The 19,954-nt window shown below is 33.7% G+C and carries 15 protein-coding genes and 1 pseudogene; 12 read left to right on the top strand and 4 right to left on the bottom strand.

Going from position 1 to position 19,954, the window contains the following annotated elements; genetic code table 11:
* A partial coding sequence (locus AB8B65_RS15975; protein WP_405302268.1) for a leucine-rich repeat domain-containing protein occupies positions 1–3,528 on the bottom strand: 3,528 nt, incomplete at its 3' end.
* Positions 3,529–3,752: 224 nt separating this feature from the next.
* Between AB8B65_RS15975 and AB8B65_RS15970 the strand changes: the two genes are divergently transcribed.
* From AB8B65_RS15970 to AB8B65_RS15955, 4 genes are all read left to right on the top strand, one after another.
* Positions 3,753–4,880 (top strand): P-loop NTPase, encoded by a 1,128-nt coding sequence (locus tag AB8B65_RS15970; protein ID WP_405302266.1) that lies wholly within the window; start codon positions 3,753–3,755, stop codon positions 4,878–4,880.
* A gap of 22 nt (positions 4,881–4,902) precedes the next feature.
* Positions 4,903–5,142 (top strand): NifU family protein, encoded by a 240-nt coding sequence (locus AB8B65_RS15965; RefSeq protein WP_405302265.1) that lies wholly within the window; start codon positions 4,903–4,905, stop codon positions 5,140–5,142.
* Positions 5,143–5,210: 68 nt separating this feature from the next.
* Positions 5,211–6,266: an NAD(P)/FAD-dependent oxidoreductase gene (locus AB8B65_RS15960; protein ID WP_405302264.1), complete on the top strand. Its 1,056-nt coding sequence runs from the start codon at positions 5,211–5,213 to the stop codon at positions 6,264–6,266.
* Between the two features lie 270 nt (positions 6,267–6,536).
* Complete coding sequence (locus AB8B65_RS15955) at positions 6,537–6,872, top strand: 2Fe-2S iron-sulfur cluster-binding protein (RefSeq protein WP_405302263.1); 336 nt, start codon at positions 6,537–6,539, stop codon at positions 6,870–6,872.
* A 194-nt stretch (positions 6,873–7,066) separates the two neighbouring features.
* Here the strand turns inward: AB8B65_RS15955 and AB8B65_RS15950 are convergent, their stop codons facing one another.
* Complete coding sequence (locus AB8B65_RS15950; RefSeq protein ID WP_405302262.1) at positions 7,067–8,203, bottom strand: aspartyl protease family protein; 1,137 nt, start codon at positions 8,201–8,203, stop codon at positions 7,067–7,069.
* A gap of 59 nt (positions 8,204–8,262) precedes the next feature.
* On the bottom strand, positions 8,263–8,481 hold the full coding sequence (locus tag AB8B65_RS15945; protein ID WP_405302261.1) for a hypothetical protein: 219 nt from the start codon (positions 8,479–8,481) through the stop codon (positions 8,263–8,265).
* Positions 8,482–9,291: 810 nt separating this feature from the next.
* Between AB8B65_RS15945 and AB8B65_RS15940 the strand changes: the two genes are divergently transcribed.
* On the top strand, positions 9,292–11,664 hold the full coding sequence (locus AB8B65_RS15940) for a GAF domain-containing protein (protein WP_405302260.1): 2,373 nt from the start codon (positions 9,292–9,294) through the stop codon (positions 11,662–11,664).
* Between the two features lie 224 nt (positions 11,665–11,888).
* Here AB8B65_RS15940 and AB8B65_RS15935 read toward each other — a convergent pair whose 3' ends face one another.
* Complete coding sequence (locus AB8B65_RS15935) at positions 11,889–13,130, bottom strand: Pycsar system effector family protein (RefSeq protein ID WP_405302259.1); 1,242 nt, start codon at positions 13,128–13,130, stop codon at positions 11,889–11,891.
* 159 nt (positions 13,131–13,289) lie between these two features.
* Here AB8B65_RS15935 and AB8B65_RS15930 point away from each other — a divergent pair, with 159 nt between their 5' ends.
* From AB8B65_RS15930 to AB8B65_RS15900, 7 genes and pseudogenes are all read left to right on the top strand, one after another.
* On the top strand, positions 13,290–13,556 hold the full coding sequence (locus AB8B65_RS15930; protein WP_405302258.1) for a glutaredoxin family protein: 267 nt from the start codon (positions 13,290–13,292) through the stop codon (positions 13,554–13,556).
* Between the two features lie 28 nt (positions 13,557–13,584).
* The gene (locus tag AB8B65_RS15925; RefSeq protein WP_405302257.1) at positions 13,585–13,839 is read left to right on the top strand and encodes a peptide methionine sulfoxide reductase; all 255 of its coding nucleotides are present in this window, start codon (positions 13,585–13,587) and stop codon (positions 13,837–13,839) included.
* Between the two features lie 47 nt (positions 13,840–13,886).
* Positions 13,887–17,576: a metallophosphoesterase gene (locus tag AB8B65_RS15920; RefSeq protein WP_405302255.1), complete on the top strand. Its 3,690-nt coding sequence runs from the start codon at positions 13,887–13,889 to the stop codon at positions 17,574–17,576.
* 49 nt (positions 17,577–17,625) lie between these two features.
* Positions 17,626–18,312, top strand: a complete 687-nt coding sequence (locus AB8B65_RS15915; RefSeq protein ID WP_405302254.1) for a DUF6090 family protein — start codon at positions 17,626–17,628, stop codon at positions 18,310–18,312.
* Positions 18,313–19,319: 1,007 nt separating this feature from the next.
* Entirely contained in the window at positions 19,320–19,685 is a 366-nt protein-coding gene (locus tag AB8B65_RS15910; RefSeq protein ID WP_405302253.1) for a hypothetical protein, read from the top strand.
* A gap of 10 nt (positions 19,686–19,695) precedes the next feature.
* Positions 19,696–19,842: pseudogene (locus AB8B65_RS15905) on the top strand (hypothetical protein); the annotation flags it as partial.
* Between the two features lie 15 nt (positions 19,843–19,857).
* Positions 19,858–19,954, top strand: a 97-nt coding sequence (locus tag AB8B65_RS15900; protein WP_405302269.1) for a hypothetical protein, incomplete at its 3' end; no start/stop codon positions are given.

The raw sequence follows: 19,954 nt of genomic DNA, 5'->3' as shown, positions 1-19,954 counted from the left end.
ATCATTTTCAAACGTATCGTTAATGTCTAAAGTGGGAAGTGTTTTTATTTTAAACGTCACAAAACCATCATTAGAAGCATCATCAAAAGGCAAATTGATATTTTGAAAAATAAACTCTACCGTGTTTGCATTGGTAAATCTTGTAGCAACGGAATGACTTGCATTTGTGACAATCAATGTGCTTGGATCAAACATTGCGGTATCAATCTCATCTTTTACAACAACATTGATTGCATTGGCAGTTCCTGTGTTTTCAAAACGAATCATATAGTCTACATACTTTCCAACAACATCCGTTGTGACTTCAGTTCCTTGCAAGCAATTTTTATCATTCGGATCAAAAGAATTCACCACAATTTGCGAAAGCGTATTTGTATTGTCGTCCATAGTTTCATCAGTAACTACAGGACTAATTGTAGCTTCAAAAGCTAAAGTATCATCAGCATTTAAAGGAAATGACGAATCTGTTGGTGCGTTTAAATTCATTGTGAAGAAAATTTCACGCGATTCAAACGGCAATAAATTCGTATAATTCCACAGTAGTGAATTAACAGCTTGTGAATCTGTCATAGGATTCGAAGAAACAAGATCCATAAAATCATCTTCAAACGTCAAATTAATTGCGCCAGATACTATTGTATTTCCTTTGTTTTTATAGACTACTTTGTAATTGGTGTTAAAACCTGGTCTGGCTTGATTTAAAGGAATCAATAGTATATCCACATCATTATGTGTACCATTTGGTGTTACACAGAAATCTTGTGTAAACGGACTCGCATCAGTTGGGAAATTGACCGTAATACTTGCTGGAGAAACCGTAAAATATGCTGGATTTTCAAGTACAGGAGTTACTGTGTACGAATCATCATCAGCAGCATAAAACGCATACGAACCATCCGTTTGTGTTGCAATTGTGGAAGTTTCGTTTGCACTATTTGTTAAATTAAAATTCAAGAATTGATATGTGTTATCGTTTACATCACAACCGTTACTATTTCCATCAAAACGAACTGTTCCTTGAATAGTATTGTAGCTTCCGCCTGGTGTAAACGAGCAATAGGTGTTAACTGCCGCATTTATAGTAGAAGGCATATAATTTAAAATTTCCTCAATTTCAAAATCGTCTGCACAGATATATTCTAGTGGATTTCCTGAATACCTAAAATGATACGTATAGTAATAATCATCTGTAACGGTGGTCTCAAAATTATTTCCATTTTTTACAAATAACTGTGTAATTAGGTTGTTTTGACAAGTCAAATATTGAAGTGCTGGATTTTGAGAAATATCGAGTGTTGTTAGTTGATTATCAGAACAATTTATGCTGAATAACTCTGGAAGCGTACTTAAATCTAGCGTGGTGAGTCCAATATTGGCACAGCCTAATGTTTTTAATCCTGTATTTTGCGAAATATCAAAACTGTTTAGTGGATTATTACTGCAGTTAAAATAAAGCAAGTTGCTATTTTGCGAAATATCAATAGAAGTTAAAAGGTTACTGCTGCAACTAAGATTTTCTAAGTTTATATTTAAAGAGGTGTCTAAAGAAGTGATAGCATTTCCATAACATAACAAGTTTTCTAGGTTTGTATTTTGTGAAGTATCTAGTGCTGTAAGTTGATTAGATTCACTATTTGGAATATAACCACTTGTACCATCATTTGTATAACAATGCAAGGTTTTTAAATTTGGAAGTTGCGAAATGTCAAGCGAAGTAAGGCCATTGTTTATGCAGTAAATTGTTTCTAAGTTTGTGTTGCTTCCAAAAACAATTCCTTCCATGGTAGCATACGAGCAATTTACAGATTCTAACAAAGTATTATTGCTCAAATCTAATGTTTTAAACGTATTTCTGTTTACCTCAGAATATGCGCCAGGAGGAATAAATGGGCCTGCTGTAATATTTCCACAAGATAAATATTTTAAATTTGGGTTATTGGTTACTAGTAAAGAATTTAGCAAGTTTCCGCTACAATCTAAACGTTCCACATTTGTATTTTGACTTACATCTAACGTGGCGATTCGATTCCCAGAAGCGTACAAGTTTTTCAAATTAACCAACGGACTTACGTCTAAGTGTAACACCCAAACTGTATTAAAAGGATCGGCAAAAATTGAAGAACCATTACAATTTAGCGTTTCAATATTTATAAAATCATCTAATCCTTTAATAATTGGACTTATTACGTTTAAACTTGTCACACTTTCAGCTTCCGTAATTTGTATTTCGCCATCGCCATTCGTGTCAACATTCGTTTGCGCAATAATATCATTTTTTAGTTGCGCAGAAAGAGAAGTTACTACAGGAGCTCCATTTGGAGTTAAACAAAAATCTTGTATAACTATAGTTCCATCTGCCGGAAGGTTTACTGTAACACTTGCAGGAGAAAATGTGTAATAATTTGAATCAGGAACAGTAGGTGTAATGGTATACGTACCTGCTTTTCCAACAAATTCATAATTCCCAAGCTTGTCTGTATAAATTGTTACATCATTTGTGCCATCTGAAATGGTATATTCAACTGCTGCTAAAAAACTGTCTCCAACATCGCAACCGTTTAAGTCAGTATCTAAAGTGTTTTTTCCTTGAATAGTATAATATGGAGTGCTAGGTGTTGGTGCGCAATCGGTTTCAAAAGTAACACCTGTATATCCTGCACTCGTAACACTGTTTTGAACTGTTGTAAGCTCGCTTGCATCAGAGCAGATAAACTGAATATTGGTGTTTTCAAAAGCAGAATTATTAAAGCTATTTACAACTCCATCTCTTGTATTTAAAGTTGTTAACGGATTATAAGAAAAATTCAAATCATTAGAAACATTGGTATTACTTAAGTCTAATGAAGTTAGTTGATTCTGAATACATGAAAACTGTGTAAGGTTGGTTAAATTAGACAAGTCTAAAGATGTAATTTCATTCGTTGAACAATACAAGGCTTCCAAGTTTGATAAATTTCCAATCTCTAAAGAAGTAATCCTATTTTGGTATACTTCTAATCTCTTTAAACTTGTTAAATTGTTAAAATATGCCTGGACTGGTGGTTCATTAGGTTCTCCCGAATTTGTTGGGCCATATATAAACTCTTCTAAGTTGGTTGCTCCTGTTAAATTAAATTTATAAATATTACTAAATGTAGCAACTCCTGCATTTAATACTCTCAAGTTATTCAAATCAGAAACATTCACTTCTCCATTGATACCAAAAGAACAGTTCAGAACTTCAAGATTTGTTAATTTTCTTAAATCAAGATTAGTGTATTCATCAAAAGGATAAGATGCTGATCCAATAGTCAAACTTGTAAGATTTGTAAATTGATCAATACCTTCAAAAGTTCTCGTTTGATTGCCACTTATGTTTAAACTAGTAACCGCAAGTGCTTCACTAATTTGAATTTCTCCATCACCATTAGTATCAACACCATCGGCAATTAATTCGGTTTTGAGATTTGGATCTCCAATATTTACAATTTGGGCTTGAATTGCTTGTACAGAAAATAGTAAAAGCAACGAAAAATAAAGTTGTTTCATAAGTAGGTAACATTTAATCGGGGGAGGGATAAACAAATAAAAGAAAAAATACCCTCAAAAAATAACAAAGCTGCTACTTTTCGACAAAGTGTAGTAGGTAAAGTATCATAATAAGATTGTATCGCGCAATCAATCATTTCAATACAACAACTTCAAATTCTAAACATTTCGCTGTATCTTTGCAATTTAGAATCAATTTATATTATTGATAAAAATACATTCAAGTGAAAATAGAAAAGAAAGATATACAAGCAGCATTAAGTACCATTACCGTTCCTGGTGAAGGTGCAAATATGGTTGCAAGCGGAGCCATCCGAAACATCATGACATTTGCTGATGAAATTGTAGTAGATATCGTTATTACAAATCCTGCATTACAGGCAAAGAAAAAAGTAGAAGCAGACATTACTGCGGTATTGCGCCAAAAAGTATATGCAGATGCAAAAGTAAAAGTAAATATAAAGGTTGAAGCGCCAGCAAAACCAGAAATAAAAGGAAAGCAATTGCCAAATGTTAAAAACATTATTGCTGTTGCTTCTGGAAAAGGTGGTGTAGGGAAATCAACTGTAACAGCAAATTTAGCGGTAACCTTAGCGGGAATGGGTTTTAAAGTGGGCGTATTAGATGCCGATATTTACGGACCATCAATGCCAATAATGTTTGATGTGGAAGGCGAAAAACCACTAGCAGTTCGTGTAGATGGTGCATCAAAAATGAAACCTGTAGAAAGTTACGGAGTTAAAATTCTTTCTATCGGATTCTTTACAAAACCAAATCAAGCAGTAGTTTGGCGTGGACCAATGGCAAGCAAAGCCTTAAACCAAATGATTTTTGATGCCGCTTGGGGCGAAATCGACTTTTTACTAATCGATTTACCTCCAGGAACTGGAGACATTCATTTAAGCATCATGCAATCGCTACCAATCACGGGCGCAGTGGTTGTAAGTACACCACAAAATGTCGCTTTGGCAGATGCAAAAAAGGGTGTAGCAATGTTTCAGCAAGAAAGTATAAACGTTCCAGTATTGGGAATTATAGAAAATATGGCGTACTTTACTCCTGAAGAGTTGCCAAATAACAAATATTACATCTTTGGAAAAGAAGGTGCAAAGCATTTAGCACAAGATATAGAAGTGCCATTTTTAGGAGAAATTCCATTGGTGCAAAGCATTCGTGAAGCTGGAGATGTAGGAAGACCAGCAGCAATGCAAACAGGTTCACTAATTGAAGCAGCTTTTGAGAAATTAACTCAAAATGTAGTGCAAGAAGTGGTAAACAGAAACGACAGTTTGCCTGCTACGGAAGTTATAAAAATTACAACAATGGCTGGATGTTCAGCCGTGAAAAAATAAATCACCTAAACACAAGATACAGATGACTAGCGAAGAAATAAAAGACAATGTAGAAAAGGCTTTAGACGAAATTCGTCCCTTTTTACAGAGTGATGGTGGCGATATCAGACTCGTAGGAATTGAAAATGATAGCCTAGTAAAAGTACAGCTTGAAGGTGCATGCGTAGGTTGTAGTGTGAATCAAATGACACTAAAATCGGGTGTTGAAATGACCATTAAAAAACACGTGCCACAAATAGAAAAAGTAGTCAGCGTTGACTAACTGATAAATGTCATAAAAACGCACACGCGCACTTATTATTTTTGTATCAGAATTATTAGTAAAGAAAAATGATTAAAACCGATATACTCATTATTGGAGCAGGTCCTACAGGACTTTTTGCTGTATTTGAAGCAGGATTATTAAAATTAAAATGTCACTTAATAGATGCGTTGCCACAACCAGGTGGACAATGCTCAGAAATTTATCCAAAAAAACCAATCTATGATATTCCAGGATATCCTGAAGTATTGGCGGGCGATTTGGTAGACAATTTAATGAAACAAATTGAGCCGTTTGAACCTAAATTTACACTAGGAGAACGCGCGCAAACCATTGAAAAGCTAAACGATGGAACATTCATCGTAACTACAAATAAAGGAACAAAACATCATGCGCCAATTGTTGCCATTGCTGGCGGATTGGGAAGTTTTGAGCCGCGAAAACCACCAATTCAAGACTTAGCAAACTACGAAGACAAAGGTGTCGAATATATCATTCGTGATCCAGAAATATATCGCAACAAAAAAGTTGTCATTGCGGGTGGAGGAGATTCTGCACTCGATTGGAGTATCTTCTTAACAGACGTAGCTTCGGAAGTTACCTTAGTACACAGACGAACGGAATTCCGTGGCGCATTAGATTCTGTTGAAAAAGTACAGGAACTCAAAAATGCAGGAAAAATTAACCTAATAACGCCTGCGGAAATCACAGGAATTCATGGAGAAGAACAGGTAACTGGTGTTGAGGTTGTAAAAAAAGGAGAAGAATCGTTTACTTTAGAAACCGATCATTTTATTCCACTATTCGGATTGGCACCAAAATTGGGTCCAATTGGAGATTGGGGATTAGAAATTGAGAAAAACGCAATTAAAGTTGACAATACGCTCGACTATCAAACGAACATTCCAGGAATTTACGCTATTGGTGATGTAAATACCTATCCCGGAAAGTTGAAGTTGATTCTTTGCGGATTTCACGAAGCAACCTTAATGTGTCAAAGTGCATATCAGCGTATATTTCCAGACAAAAAATATGTAATGAAATACACCACTGTAAGCGGAATTGATGGTTTTGATGGAACGCGTAAAGAAGCACCAAAAGCAGTTGTAAAGGCAATAAATTAACGTTGAATTGAAACGTCATTGCGAGAATTTTGAAAGATTCGTGGCAATCTGTTACTTCAAATAGCAGAATTTGTTTTTACGATAAACAGATTACCACGTCACTATCGTTCCTCGTAAAGACGAATCATAGTAGAACATCAGTTCGAGTGATTTTTGAGCAAAGCGAAAAAATAGTATCGAGAACAATCAACAATCAACAATCAACAATCAACAATCAACAATCAACAATCAACAATCAACAATCGTAAATCATAAAATCGTACATCTAAAATGTCACAAGTAGACATCAACATAAAAATAACAGACCGAGAAGGCGTTACACACGAAATACAAGCGCCAACCGATATGGCAATGAATCTTATGGAAGTCGTACGTTCATACGAACTCGCTCCCGAAGGAACGATTGGAATTTGTGGTGGAATGGCCATGTGTGCTTCGTGTCAATGTTATGTGAAATCTGAGCATGCATTACCCGAAATGAGCGTTGACGAAGATATGATGCTTGCAGAAGCGTTCTACGTAGAAGACAACAGCCGTTTGGGTTGCCAAATTCAAATGACGGCTGAGTTGGATGGTTTGGAGGTTGAGTTGGCACCGGAGAGTTAGGAGTGTATAAAATCGATTTCTTTCCGCGCTGCTTCAAAATGCGTTCATGTTTCAAATGCGTTTTACAACTGCAAATCGTCTCTTCGATTGATTTTTCGGAATAAAATGAAGAAAAATTGTATCGAGAAGTACTCGGAATCAAAACGGTAAAATCTAAGAAGTTTAGTAATCTAGGCAAGTTCAAAATTTAAAACTCACTCAAAAATATCTTTTACTTTCGTAGTAATAGAAAAGACTTTTCTTTTTCGCTTGATTTTGTAAAGAATTTTGCTGTTGAGTTGGCTTTTCTTTTTTTCTAATAAATTGAAATTGATGTTACTCACAGGTTTGCCGTCAACTTCCAATAATTCATCTCCAATTTTTATAGGATGTTCAAACAAGTCAGATTGTATGATTGAAGAAATTAAAATACCTTTTCCAGATTTTCGGTGATCTTTCAGTTGAAATCCATCAGAATAAAAAGAATTGGTAATTGGTTCATTTGAAGTTGTATTTCGCTTAAAATAGATTGAAGATTCTTTAAAATTGATCACAATCGTAAAGTTTTTTAAAAATTCACTTCCTAAAATGCCGTCAATCACTTTTGTGGTTTCTTTATGAATATCGGTATTACAATCCACCACATAATCGGTTGCTGAAAAATTACCAATTGTTACACTTGGAACTTTTACATACGTTGGATTTTTAAACCCAATAAAACTACTTTTTGCGCCTTTGGTTGGTACTTTTTTTAGGGAATCGTCATTGAGTAATGCTTTGGAAATTTTATTAGTGAAAGAAACGCTTCTTCCGCTTCCTGTATCAATTAAAAAATTTCCTTGTATTGTTTTTCCGTTAGAAAGTTGAATTTCAACTTTAGCGGTAAACCAATACAAAAACGTCGGATTTCGGAGGAGATGATTGGTTGGTACTTTTATATAATCTGTGGAAACTTCAAAAGAATCAGACAAACTCAATACTTTATTTTTGTAATCAATCTTTACAATAAAATCTTTAAAAAAATCAATTCCAATAATTCCATCATACAAATCGCCTGCAATCGCATCTAAATCCTCAATGAGTAGGTATTTTATTTTCATACTAGCATCACCAAAAGTACCTTTTAATTGTCCTCGGAAAGCTTTTGCTGCTGTAATAGAATTTTTGCTTGCAAATTCTGTATTCAAAAGAAAAGAACGCGCGCCAGTATCATACATTAATTTACAGTCAATTCCGTTGAGTTGTGAATGTAATATGATATTATTATGAACGAGCTCAAAAGGAATTGTATGCTCATAGCCAAAAGAACTATTGATAAAAAATATTAAGAAAAATACCTGTAAATATTTCATATTATGTTTTAAAAAAGTTGTCTAAAGAGTATCACTTTTTAGACAACTTTTGAGTGCTACTAGTAAATAGGACCTTGTCCGTGTGCAGCGCAATTTACGTTATAAAAATGAGAAGAAAGTGATACGTCATTAGTTCCTCCATTTCCATTAATAGCATCAACGATCATAGTTCTTAATGTGTCACAGTACTCTTCTCTTGTAACACCACCACATACACTGCTTTGTTGTTCTTTATTTAATTTGGTAACTCCGTTTAGTTCTAAGATGTTTTTTAACATGATTAGTGTATTTAATATAATACCTACTTTCAATATTTTTAGTCTTTGTTTCGGTTTGTCAGACTTAAAAAAGAAATTTCTTTCAGTAAAAATAAGTAATAAATTGTTAAAAAAACAAGATGAAGAATCTTTTTTGTAAAGATGTTCTTTTTTTGATTGTAATATAGAGTATTCTAAAAGTTGAACGGAAAGATGCTAAAACAATATTAAATCACACTTCAATTTCGCTCAGCATAAAAGTTCAGTGTGACGTTATGTGAAAAAATCTAACAAGTCTAAAAATCTAAGTATTTCTCGATAGTTCTGCTGAGTTTACCGAAGTGCAATTTTTTCGCTTCACTCAAAAATCGAAAAGACGTTAGTGTTTCAAATGTGATATAGAATTCCAAACGTCTCTTCGAGTGATTTTTCGGAATGCAATGAAGAAAAATTGTATCGAGAAGTACTTTGAAACATAAAAGTGATTTCATTAGCAAAAACCCCAAAAGCGAAGCGCACGTCTAACAATCTAAGTAAGTCGTCTGAATTAAAATCATTTAAAACGTTCTTACAAGGAAGCAGGACGAAGCAATCTGTTTCTAACAGATCAAAATTTGTATTTGAAACAAACAGATTGCCACAAGTTTTTTCAAAACTTTCGCAAAGACGCTTCAAATCAATGCATTTTTAATAACACACAACTAAAAACGCTAACAATCTAAGCAAGTCTTAAATTCTGTAACATAATTCACAAACAAACGTCTAAAGAAAGAGGAATAATAAACACTAAGAATAGGATTTCATATCTTTGTAAATCAAACAGTTTCGATTATGGACAAGAAACACACACATCACACGCTAAATTTACCTTTACAATTGGTCATTAGTTTCGATCAAGTTATTTCTTTTTATGACAAATATGTGGAGGACAAAAATCATCCGTATCACAAATCTGCAGTTGAAATTACAGAGTATTTGGATAAATATCCGGTATTGCGTGAAGGCTTTACAGACTTCTCAAAACTTGAAGATTATAAGGAGCAAATTGATTTAGTTTTAGATGGATTGTTTCCTGAAATTCTTACTAATAATGAAATTAAAGTGGCAACCATTCCATTTTCGTTTCAATCATTCAAATACTCTAATCGACTCAAAAAAATACTAGAAAATGTAGGTGATGCCTACGATTTTACAGCACGAAATTTAGATGAAAAAGAATTGTATTTGCACGCCTGTGTGTTAATCCTAAATGTGTATTACGGATATACAATAGATTTAAAACGACCTTTCTTTTTTGATATTCCAGATAATAAATTAGGAATTACAAAACACTATAGAGTTGCTTTTAATGGCGATTTTTGCCAAGTAATTCCAACCGAAAATGCGCCAAAAATTACCAAAGAAGACGTTCATTTACTACTAGACAATTACGACAATATTGAAGTGTGGAAACAAAAGTTTCCACCAGATAGTTACATTTTCAAAGGATTCGGAATCATGAATTTATTTGATGTTACTTTTGACGAAACTTTATCATCTATTCGTGAAAACTTACTGCGAAGCGATGATAATTTAGTAGCTTCATTGCGTAAAAACTTAAGTGAGTTTTTTAATATAAGAGATTTAAAATTAGGCTTTTCCGTATTCGGGAATATTGATAAAGACACAAAAAGAAGTCATCTAAAACGATCTGAAAGTTTGTTATTTAACAACGAAAAAGAAGTGGAGTGTAATGAGTTTTTCTGCAAAGGCATTACAGATCGTATTTTTAATAAAAAAGAAGAAATTGCTATTTCCGATCTGGAACAATACGCACAACTATCTGGTGAAAATGATTTTTACAAACGACTAAAAGCACAAGGAATTCAAAGTATCATCTTAATTCCAATTGTAGCTTCAAAAGGAAGAGATTTGGCCGTGTTAGAAATTGCTTCTCCAAGAGCGTACGAGTTAAATTCTGTAAATCAACAAAAACTAAAGGACATTATTCCTGTATTTCAATCGGCGGTTTCACGTGCTTCCGAAGATTATCAAAACATATTAGAAGCTACTATTCAAGAACAATACACGTCAATTCATTCTTCGGTAAAATGGCGTTTTTATGATGCAGCAGAGAAATATCAACAAAAAATAGCAGATCAAATAGAAGATCCAGTAATTGAAGATATTGTATTTGAAGAAGTATATCCGTTATTTGGACAAAGTGATATTAAAGGTTCATCTTTGGCGCGAAATGAAGCTATAAAAGAAGATTTAACAACACAATTGCAATTGGCTATAAAAGTGCTAGAAGCCGCTTTGCAACAAGATAATTTACCTATTTATGAAGAGTTAATTTTTCGTATAGTTTCGTATCTAAACGAAACAAAAGAAGGTTTAAAAGCAGGTGATGAAGTTGGAATTTTACAATTTTTAAAGAAAGATATCTATCCGGTATTCAATCATTTAAAAGCCACAAGTCCTACGTTAGCACTATTAATCACAGAATATATCAATAGCTTAGATGACAATTTGAAAGTTGTATACGACAAGCGAAAAGCATACGAAGACAGTGTAAATATCCTAAACATAAAACTGTCTACGTACATTGACAAAAAGCAGGAAGAAGCGCAAATGATGTTTCCGCATTACTTTGAACGTTACAAAACGGATGGTGTTGAGTATAACATGTACATCGGGCAATCGTTGGTAAAAGATAAAGCGTTTCACAAACTATACTTGTACAACTTGCGTTTGTGGCAATTGCAAAACATGTACGAAATGGAACAAGTGGCACACAGTGCCCGAAAGCAAATGGAGCACGATTTGCAAGTAGCTTCATTAATATTAGTACATAGCAATCCACTTGCGATTAAATTCCGCATGGACGAAAAACAATTTGATGTAGATGGCGCATACAACATTCGCTACGAAATCATCAAAAAACGTATTGACAAAGCAAATATTAAAAATACGACACAACGCTTAACGGTTCCTGGGAAAATTGCCATTGTATACTCGCAAGACAAAGACGCGCTCGAATACATTAAGTACATCAAATATATGCAGTCTAAAAACTGTTTTGGAAAGCTTGAAAAACTCGAATTAGAAGACCTGCAAGGTGTTTCCGGTTTGCGAGCGTTGCGTGTAGAAGTAATATATCAGGAAGACTTTTGTAAAAAATCATCCTTGACAATAGATGAGCTTATGGAGGAATTTAAATAAAAACATCAATGTTATTAAATTAATTTTTGGAGTTTCCTTCCGCTATCGCTTTAGGTCGCGCTATTCGTTTCAAGTCCGCGCTCGCAAACTCGCTGTGGGCTTTCCACTGCTATCGCTAACTCGACTTCAAACACCATTTCAATTTTTATAACACTTTTTTGTCTCCAATACACAAATAGTGTATAATTATAAATATGTGAATGGTCTATATATACACTATAATCTTATTGCAATAACGCCATTGTAGCTTCTTGTACTTTTCTACCAGCTTCAGGATCTCTAAGGTAAAAAGAAACAACAAACGACACTACACTTACTACAATACCAATCATAAAAACGGTATAGGTAGTGCGTAACAAGCCGTATTTTCTGTTTAAAACGAGTCCTAAAAAGTATAAATCTTTTGTGAGTGAACCGTACAAATAATCGCGATCTTTCATCATTTCACCCATTGCCCATTCAAACTCGTCAAGCTTCATTTGATGGAAATTTCCAAAAAACAATAAATTCACTTTCTTATCAGCCACATCTTGTTTATCAAACTTTCCTTGCGTTACATTTGGTCGTGTCGCTAAAATAGAAAGTACCATGGAAGTAACAGTAAACACAGTGAAAATAATAGTTGGGATAATCATATAATCATTGGAAGGATTATCAAGTTTAGAAACCAAATTAGACAACACCATCGAAATAATAATGGCATTTACCGATAATAGTATATTTGCTTTCGTGTCAGCAATATCGCTTAGCGTGATGTGATTTCGCAACGCAACACGAAACATGGTTTCAATTCCACGTTCTGGAAGTTCTATTTTTTCTTTCTTAAACTTTAATTCGTCTTTCTTTTGCTTCAATTTTTGAACATCTCTTGAAACTTTATTCTGCGATTTTAATAATTTAGAAAGATTTTTTCCTTTGCGTTTTTGCCAATTCTTTGCAGCGTAAGGCGTGTAAAATGTATGCTTTTCAGATAAAAAATCAATATTCTCCTGAAGCCATTCCGCTTCTGAAATAGATTCGTCTTGTGTAAGTTCTATCTCTTTGCGAAGCAACTCTGTTAAATCTTCAAAATTCTTGCTTCCAATATGACCACAATCGGCATCACAAATTACTTGTTCCAACAAATTACTGGGTTTAGTGCCCATTTTTGTTGACATGATAAGCGCATTGATGGCGTTTAAATCTTCGTCAGAAACTGCATGCTGCTTTAAAAAATTAGTCGCAATTTCAACACTTTCTTCTTCATGGTTCTCAATTCCTTTTGAATAACCCGTATCGTGAAACCAAGCAGCAATAATAAGTTGTTGCGCTTGTTTTTCTTCAATGCTAATACCTTCAATAATTTCTTTGGTACTATTTACAACTGACTTTGTATGTGTTAAATTGTGATATACATAAGATTTATCAACTTTTCTATTCAAAAAGTCAATAACATACTTTTCAACTTCAACAATAAGCGTATCCATAAAGATTTCTTTAATTTGAGTAAAAATACTAAACTTTAATTAATGTTCTATAAAGAAGAATAAAACGTATCAATTAGTCTTATATTTTACGGAACCTTTCATAAGGTTTTGTTAAACATGTTCTTGTAAGATGATCAGAAAAAAGAAGACTCATAAAACATGAAAGGCATTCCTAAAATAAAATTATACGGAACAGAAACCTGTCATAAACCAGACTGCTACAAAAAGCTGCTACAAACCAAAAAACTTCCATATCAATTTTTAGACGTTCATAAAAATAAAGACCATGCAGAAGCACTTCGGAATTTGTATGAAAACAGAAAACTAAACTTTCCAACAATTACTATTGGAACTAAAAAATTACGAAATCCGCGTGAAACTGTATTAGATAAATGTTTGCAGCGTTTGTTACCTTTGCAGGAATGATAACACTATAGTTTAAGAAGTGCATCAAATGAAAATGCTAAAAAAAATTCAGCAATTGCCACTCGGATATTCGGAAGTATTGTATGAAAATACTAGATATAGTGTGACTAAAAGTGAGTTTAACCAAGGGAAAAGCTATAAAGTCTATGCTTCAAAGTTAGGCGGAAACAACTTTATAAGTCTCAACTATTACTGTACAAGCACACGTGAAATTTTAAAACCATGTGAAATGCCAGAACAAAAAGTCATTCACTTTTTAGAAAACTACGTATCTATAAATTGAACATTTCAAAAATGAATTAGTATATTTAAAATACCAAATAACAACTAATGATAAAATCTTTACAATCAGTAGGAATCGTAGTTCTTTTATTGTGTTTTAGTGCATGTGCGACTTTCAAAGCACAATATGCAGAGAAACAAAGTATGAATCCGTTTCCGAAAGACAAAGAAATTATACACTCTTTTTATTTAATTGGAGATGCAGGAAACTCTCCTTTAGGCGAAAAAGCAATTGCACTCAAAATGATGGAAAAAGAATTGCAAAAAGCTGCTAAAAATAGTACTGCAATCTTTTTAGGAGACAATATTTATCCTGCGGGTTTGCCAAAAAAATCAAATAAAAAAAGAGCTTTTGCAGCACATCAATTAGATGCGCAAACAAGTATTGTAAAAGATTTTAAAGGACAAACGATTTTTATTCCAGGAAATCATGATTGGTATAGCAAAGGTTTAGAAGGCTTAAAACGACAAGAAAAATATATTGAAAACATACTAGGGAAAAATACATTTCTACCGGAAAATGGCTGTCCAATTGAAAAAATTCACGTAAGTGACGATATAGAACTTATTTTAATTGACACACAATGGTACATCACTAATTGGGACAAACATCCAACCATAAATGACGATTGTGAAATAAAAACACGTACCAAGTTTTTAGAAGAATTTAGTAGCTTGGTCAAAAAAGCACGTGGAAAAACAACCATTGTTGCGTTGCACCATCCAATATATACAAATGGTTCGCATGGTGGTCAATACACATTTAAAAGTCACTTATCACCAGTTCCTGTATTGGGATCTCTCAAAAATTTAATTCGTACGACAAGCGGAGTTGCCAATGTCGATGTTTCAAATAAACGCTATCAAGAACTCAGAAAACGCATCATTACCCTAGCACAAGAAAATGATAAAGTCATCTTTGTATCAGGACATGAACACAGTTTGCAATACATTGTAGAGGACAATTTGCGTCAAATAGTAAGTGGTTCAGGTGCTAAAAAATCGGGAACACGCAATGTTGGTGGCGGACTATTTTCGTACGGAACTCAAGGTTTTGCTCGGTTAGATGTATTTAAGGATGGTTCATCTTATGTGCGTTTTTATGCTGCTGAAGACGAAAAAATAGTGTTTGAAACAGAAGTAATTCGCGCGGAAGCGACAGAAGAAAAAACGGTATATCCAGAAACATTTCCAAAAGAAATGACAGCATCAATCTATACCAAAGAAGAAACAAAAAAATCAAGTTTTTATAAATTTTTATGGGGAGAACGGTATCGTGAACTCTACAGCACACCTGTAACTGCGCCAACAGTGGATTTAGATACTTTATATGGCGGATTAAAACCTGTGCGAAAAGGTGGTGGAAACCAATCAAAATCCTTGCGATTAGAAGACAAAAACGGAACGCAATATGTAATGCGTGCGTTGCGCAAACAAGCATTGCGTTATTTACAAGCAGTTTTATTTAAAGACCAATACATAAAAGGACAATTTGACGATACCATTACAGAAGATTTACTGTTGGATGTCTTCTCAGGAGCGCATCCGTATGCACCTTTTGCAGTAGGAACTTTGGCAGATGCCGCACAAGTATATCACACAAATCCAATACTATATTATGTGCCAAAACAAAATGCACTCGGACAATATAATGATGAGTTTGGTGGCGAATTGTACATGATAGAAGAACACACTTCTGAAGGTCACAGCAGCAAAGCAAGTTTTGGATACCAAGACGAATTATTGAGCACAGACGATTTAATGAAGCAATTGCACAAAGATGAAGATTTAGTCATTGATGAAGCATCTTACATTCGCGCACGTTTATTTGATATGTTAATTGGCGATTGGGACAGACACCAAGATCAATGGCGTTGGATTGAATTTAAAGAAAACGGCAAAAAAGTATACCGTCCAATGCCAAGAGATCGCGATCAAGCATTTTCAAAAATGTCTGATGGTTTTTTATTGGGAACTGCGGTCAAAATAATTCCTACAGCACGTTTATTACGTAAATATGAAGAAGACTTAGAAGATGTAAAAGGGATCAATGTGGAACCATATCCGTTAGATATGGAACTCATTCAACAGTCTAAAAAAGAAATTTGGGACGCGGAAGTAAAGCGCATTCAAGAAGGTGTAACTGATGAAGTTATTGAAAAGGCATTTCTGTCATTTCCGCCTGAAGTACGAGGCGAATCATTAGAAGAAATAAAAAAATACCTTAAAGGTAGACGTGAAAATTTACAAGCAATCTCGGATCGGTATTACAAGCTCGTTAACAAACTTGCGGTCATAAAAGGAACAAATAAAGACGATTGGTTTGATGTGGAACGCATGCCAAACGGACAAACAAAAGTTACGGCATACAGAATAAAAGGAGGAAAGAAAAAAGATATATTTCACGAACGAATATATGCGAAAACTGAAACCAAAGAAATCTGGATTTATGCCTTAGATGATGACGATGTATTTCATGTATTTGGAAAAGGAAATAACCTTATTAAAATACGTTTAATTGGTGGACAAAACAATGATACGTATGATATTAAAAATGGTAAAAAACTAACATTTTACGATTATAGATCAAAAAAAAATACCATTGTGACCAACAAAGGAACAAAAGTGTTGACAGACAATTATGAAACCAATGTATACGATTACAAAAAACTAAAAAACGGAACTACACAAATATTACCAACCATAGGATCTAATCCAGATGATGGTTTCAAATTAGGATTCTCCACAACAATTACTGACTTTGGTTTTGAACGTAATCCGTTTACATCACGCCACACAATTAGAGGCGCATATTACTTTGCTACAAACGGATTTGATGTAGGATATACAGGAGAATTTGGGAATGTAGTTGGACGTTGGAATTTACTATTAGATGTCAACTTTAACAGTCCAAACTATGCTGTAAACTTCTTTGGATTTGGAAACAATACACCAAACCCTGAAGCAGAAGAAAATGATGGTTTGGAAGTCGATTTAGACTATAATCGTGTAAAAATAAGAACCATACGATTTACGCCATCATTAATATGGCGCGGTCAACTTGGAGGAAGCTTTCAAGCTGGATTATCGTATGAAAGCAATGAAATACAACGGACTGCAGGACGTTTTTTAGAACAAAGTTTTCCCGCAAATTCAAGTGTATTTGATAAGCAAGATTTCTATGGTGTCAATGCAAAATACCACTTTCAAAATATAAACAATGCCGCTTTTCCAACCATGGGAATGGAAGTTAGTTTAGAAACAGGGTACAAAAACAACGTAAGTACGTCCAAAGGTTTTGCGTATGTAATTCCAGCGTTTTCTATTGATCATCAATTGGTGGCAAGTGGACAATTGGTTTTAGCAACAAAACTACGTGGACATATAAATTTTGGAGACGAATTTGAGTTCTATCAAGGAGCCAATCTTGGTGCAAATACAGGTTTGCGTGGATACAGAAATGAGCGTTTTACAGGAAAAAGTGCTTTTGTACAATCGACAGACATTCGTTTAAACCTTCGCAAAATAAAAACAGGTTTAATGCCGCTAGATATTGGTCTTTTTGGTGGATTTGATTATGGTAGAGTTTGGGTGGAAAATGATCCTTCTAAAAAATGGAATACATCGCTCGGAGGCGGAATTTGGTTTAATGGCGCAGATATGCTAGCAGCAAACATATCAGTATTCAATTCAGATGACGGAATGCGTTTTGCGTTCGGATTTGGATTTGGATTTTAAGGAATACACATAATCTATGAAACTATTTAGAAACCAAAGAAGCAAGCTTTTGAAAAAGAAAAAACTAGGGAATTACATAGTATACGCTACTGGCGAAATTATTTTAGTGGTAATTGGAATTTTAATAGCTGTTTCGCTAAATAACTGGAATTCAAACAGAAAAGAAACGGAAAAACTATTCAATATCTATAATATTGTTACAACAGATTTAAAAAATGACATCAAGGAAATAGATAAAATGGAATTCTTTTACAAGCAAGTAAAACCCATATTTAATAAAATACTAAAAGATTCTGTTAGGGCTATAGATTATGCTTTTAATCCGCAATATACCCATGTTATGATAGGGTTTCCAGAAATTACATTCAACAAGCGTGGATACAATCAATTAACAGCATTCAATACAGACAAATTTAAAGATAGTTTACCAACTCAAATCATAGAATTCTATACCAAACGTTTGCGTGAAATAAAAATAGATGATGACATGCGTGCGGAAGACATCAAAGAAAATTATTCGCACTTTAAAAATAACTATGCATGGTGGTCAGATGTAATTTCATTAAAACCCAACAAAGACTTCATTGATTATGCACTAAATGATCCTGACTACAAAAACAGGATTGCAACAACGCATTTTATGGCATACCAAGTATTTTTACCAGAATTAAGAATGTTTAAATCAAGGGCAGAAACAATTTTGGAGGCAATCCAAAAACGCACAACCAATGAATAATTGAAGTTTAATGCTCATAAAAATTACGCAAAAAGAAAATAACTAAAACATGACTGTAATTAATAAAGTTGTTTCTGCTGAAAAATGACAAAAAAATGTAAGAATTTTTTTTGAGCTCGCTTAAATCTTCAAAAATCACTCCATTATTTTAAAGAAAATTACAAGTTTAATGTTGTTTTTTCATTTTTTCAACCCTTTTTAAAGTCTTGGAAATATAGGATTTAATCGACTAAATGCACATTTTCAAGTTGAGTTTTATAAAATTGTTTGAATTTATGAAAATATTAACTATATTTATGAGTGTAAAATTGATAGTTCAAGAATAATCAATTTCTATAAAAAGGGGCTTAAGAAAATAATAATATGGTTTTACTTTACCAAAGTAAAAATAAAAAAACCATAATCAAAGTACGGCGAAACCGTTCTCAAGTAACATTATTTGTCTTAATTTTATGACAGTTATTTCTCTCGTAAAAAAACAAGAAATTTACAAATAGTAAATATTCTAAATAATCATAAAAAACCCGAATCAAACCTATGAATCTAATTCAAACTTTCTCTAGCATTTAAACATATTGATAATTCCCCTAGATAGTTTTCTAAGAACTATTTATCAATTTTCAATAAACGATCAAACATATTTATTTAAAAAATAAATAATAGCATGTCTATATGATTTATAGGAGTAAATCGGTATAGCTATATATAAAATAAAAAAACCCCGCAATTGTGAAACTTTGGCGAGCCAACAAAAGCAGGGTAGGATAACAGTTAATTTAATTAAAAACTAACCGTATTATGTTACATCTTTACGCTATTAGAAGTCAAATTCAGCTACCTGTAACTGACTCAATTCCAATATATAAAAGTGCGAAAAATAGCGATTTACTTAGTTACGACAGGTAAGTCGTATACAACTTCAATTCGTATTTAAATATAAAGCCAATATTCTAACTAACCAAATATACTTCTAGCAAATTAGAAGTGTACTAATATACTTTTCACTTATGTTAAGATATCTATTCATAATTTACTCAAAAGTTAGGTTGTTTTTTGAGGAAATGAGCAATCATAATGCTATCATAAAAAAGAGAGCGACTACACACAAATTGCAGTATGCGCTCACACTTACTGTATTGATGTTCATATTCTCAAACAAGTCAAATGCTCAAGTGGTAACAACTTGGGGAGGTTTGTCAGGAACAGTTCCAGAAAATAGCTTTCAAACGAGTAGCTTGTCTGCTGTGGGAGATGGTGTAACCTTCGTAACTGTTAATATTACTAGAGGACCTTCAGCTACAACTGGAGGCGCAGAAAATGCAGTGCCTCCTTCATCAATATTAACTACTAGTATGGAATGGTCTAGACTGTGATAATGATGGACTTACAAATGAAGAAGAAGTAACAGGTGTAGACGATCCAGCAACACCAGCCGATCCAAACGGAAACACAACCGATCCACAAGATCCAGACACGGACGGAGACGGCGTAACAGATGGAGAGGAAGCAAACGATGGAACAAATCCAAACGACCCTTGTGACTTTATAACAGCAAGTCAAACAGTAGCTGTAGAAGCTTCTTGGAATGGATTAGACTGTGATAATGACGGACTAACAAATGAAGAGGAAGTTACAGGAACAG

The organism is Kordia sp. (genome assembly GCF_045105435.1).
GTDB lineage: Bacteria > Bacteroidota > Bacteroidia > Flavobacteriales > Flavobacteriaceae > Kordia.
Note: the sequence above shows the minus strand (reverse complement) of the source record. Positions and strands in the feature narration are given on the sequence as shown.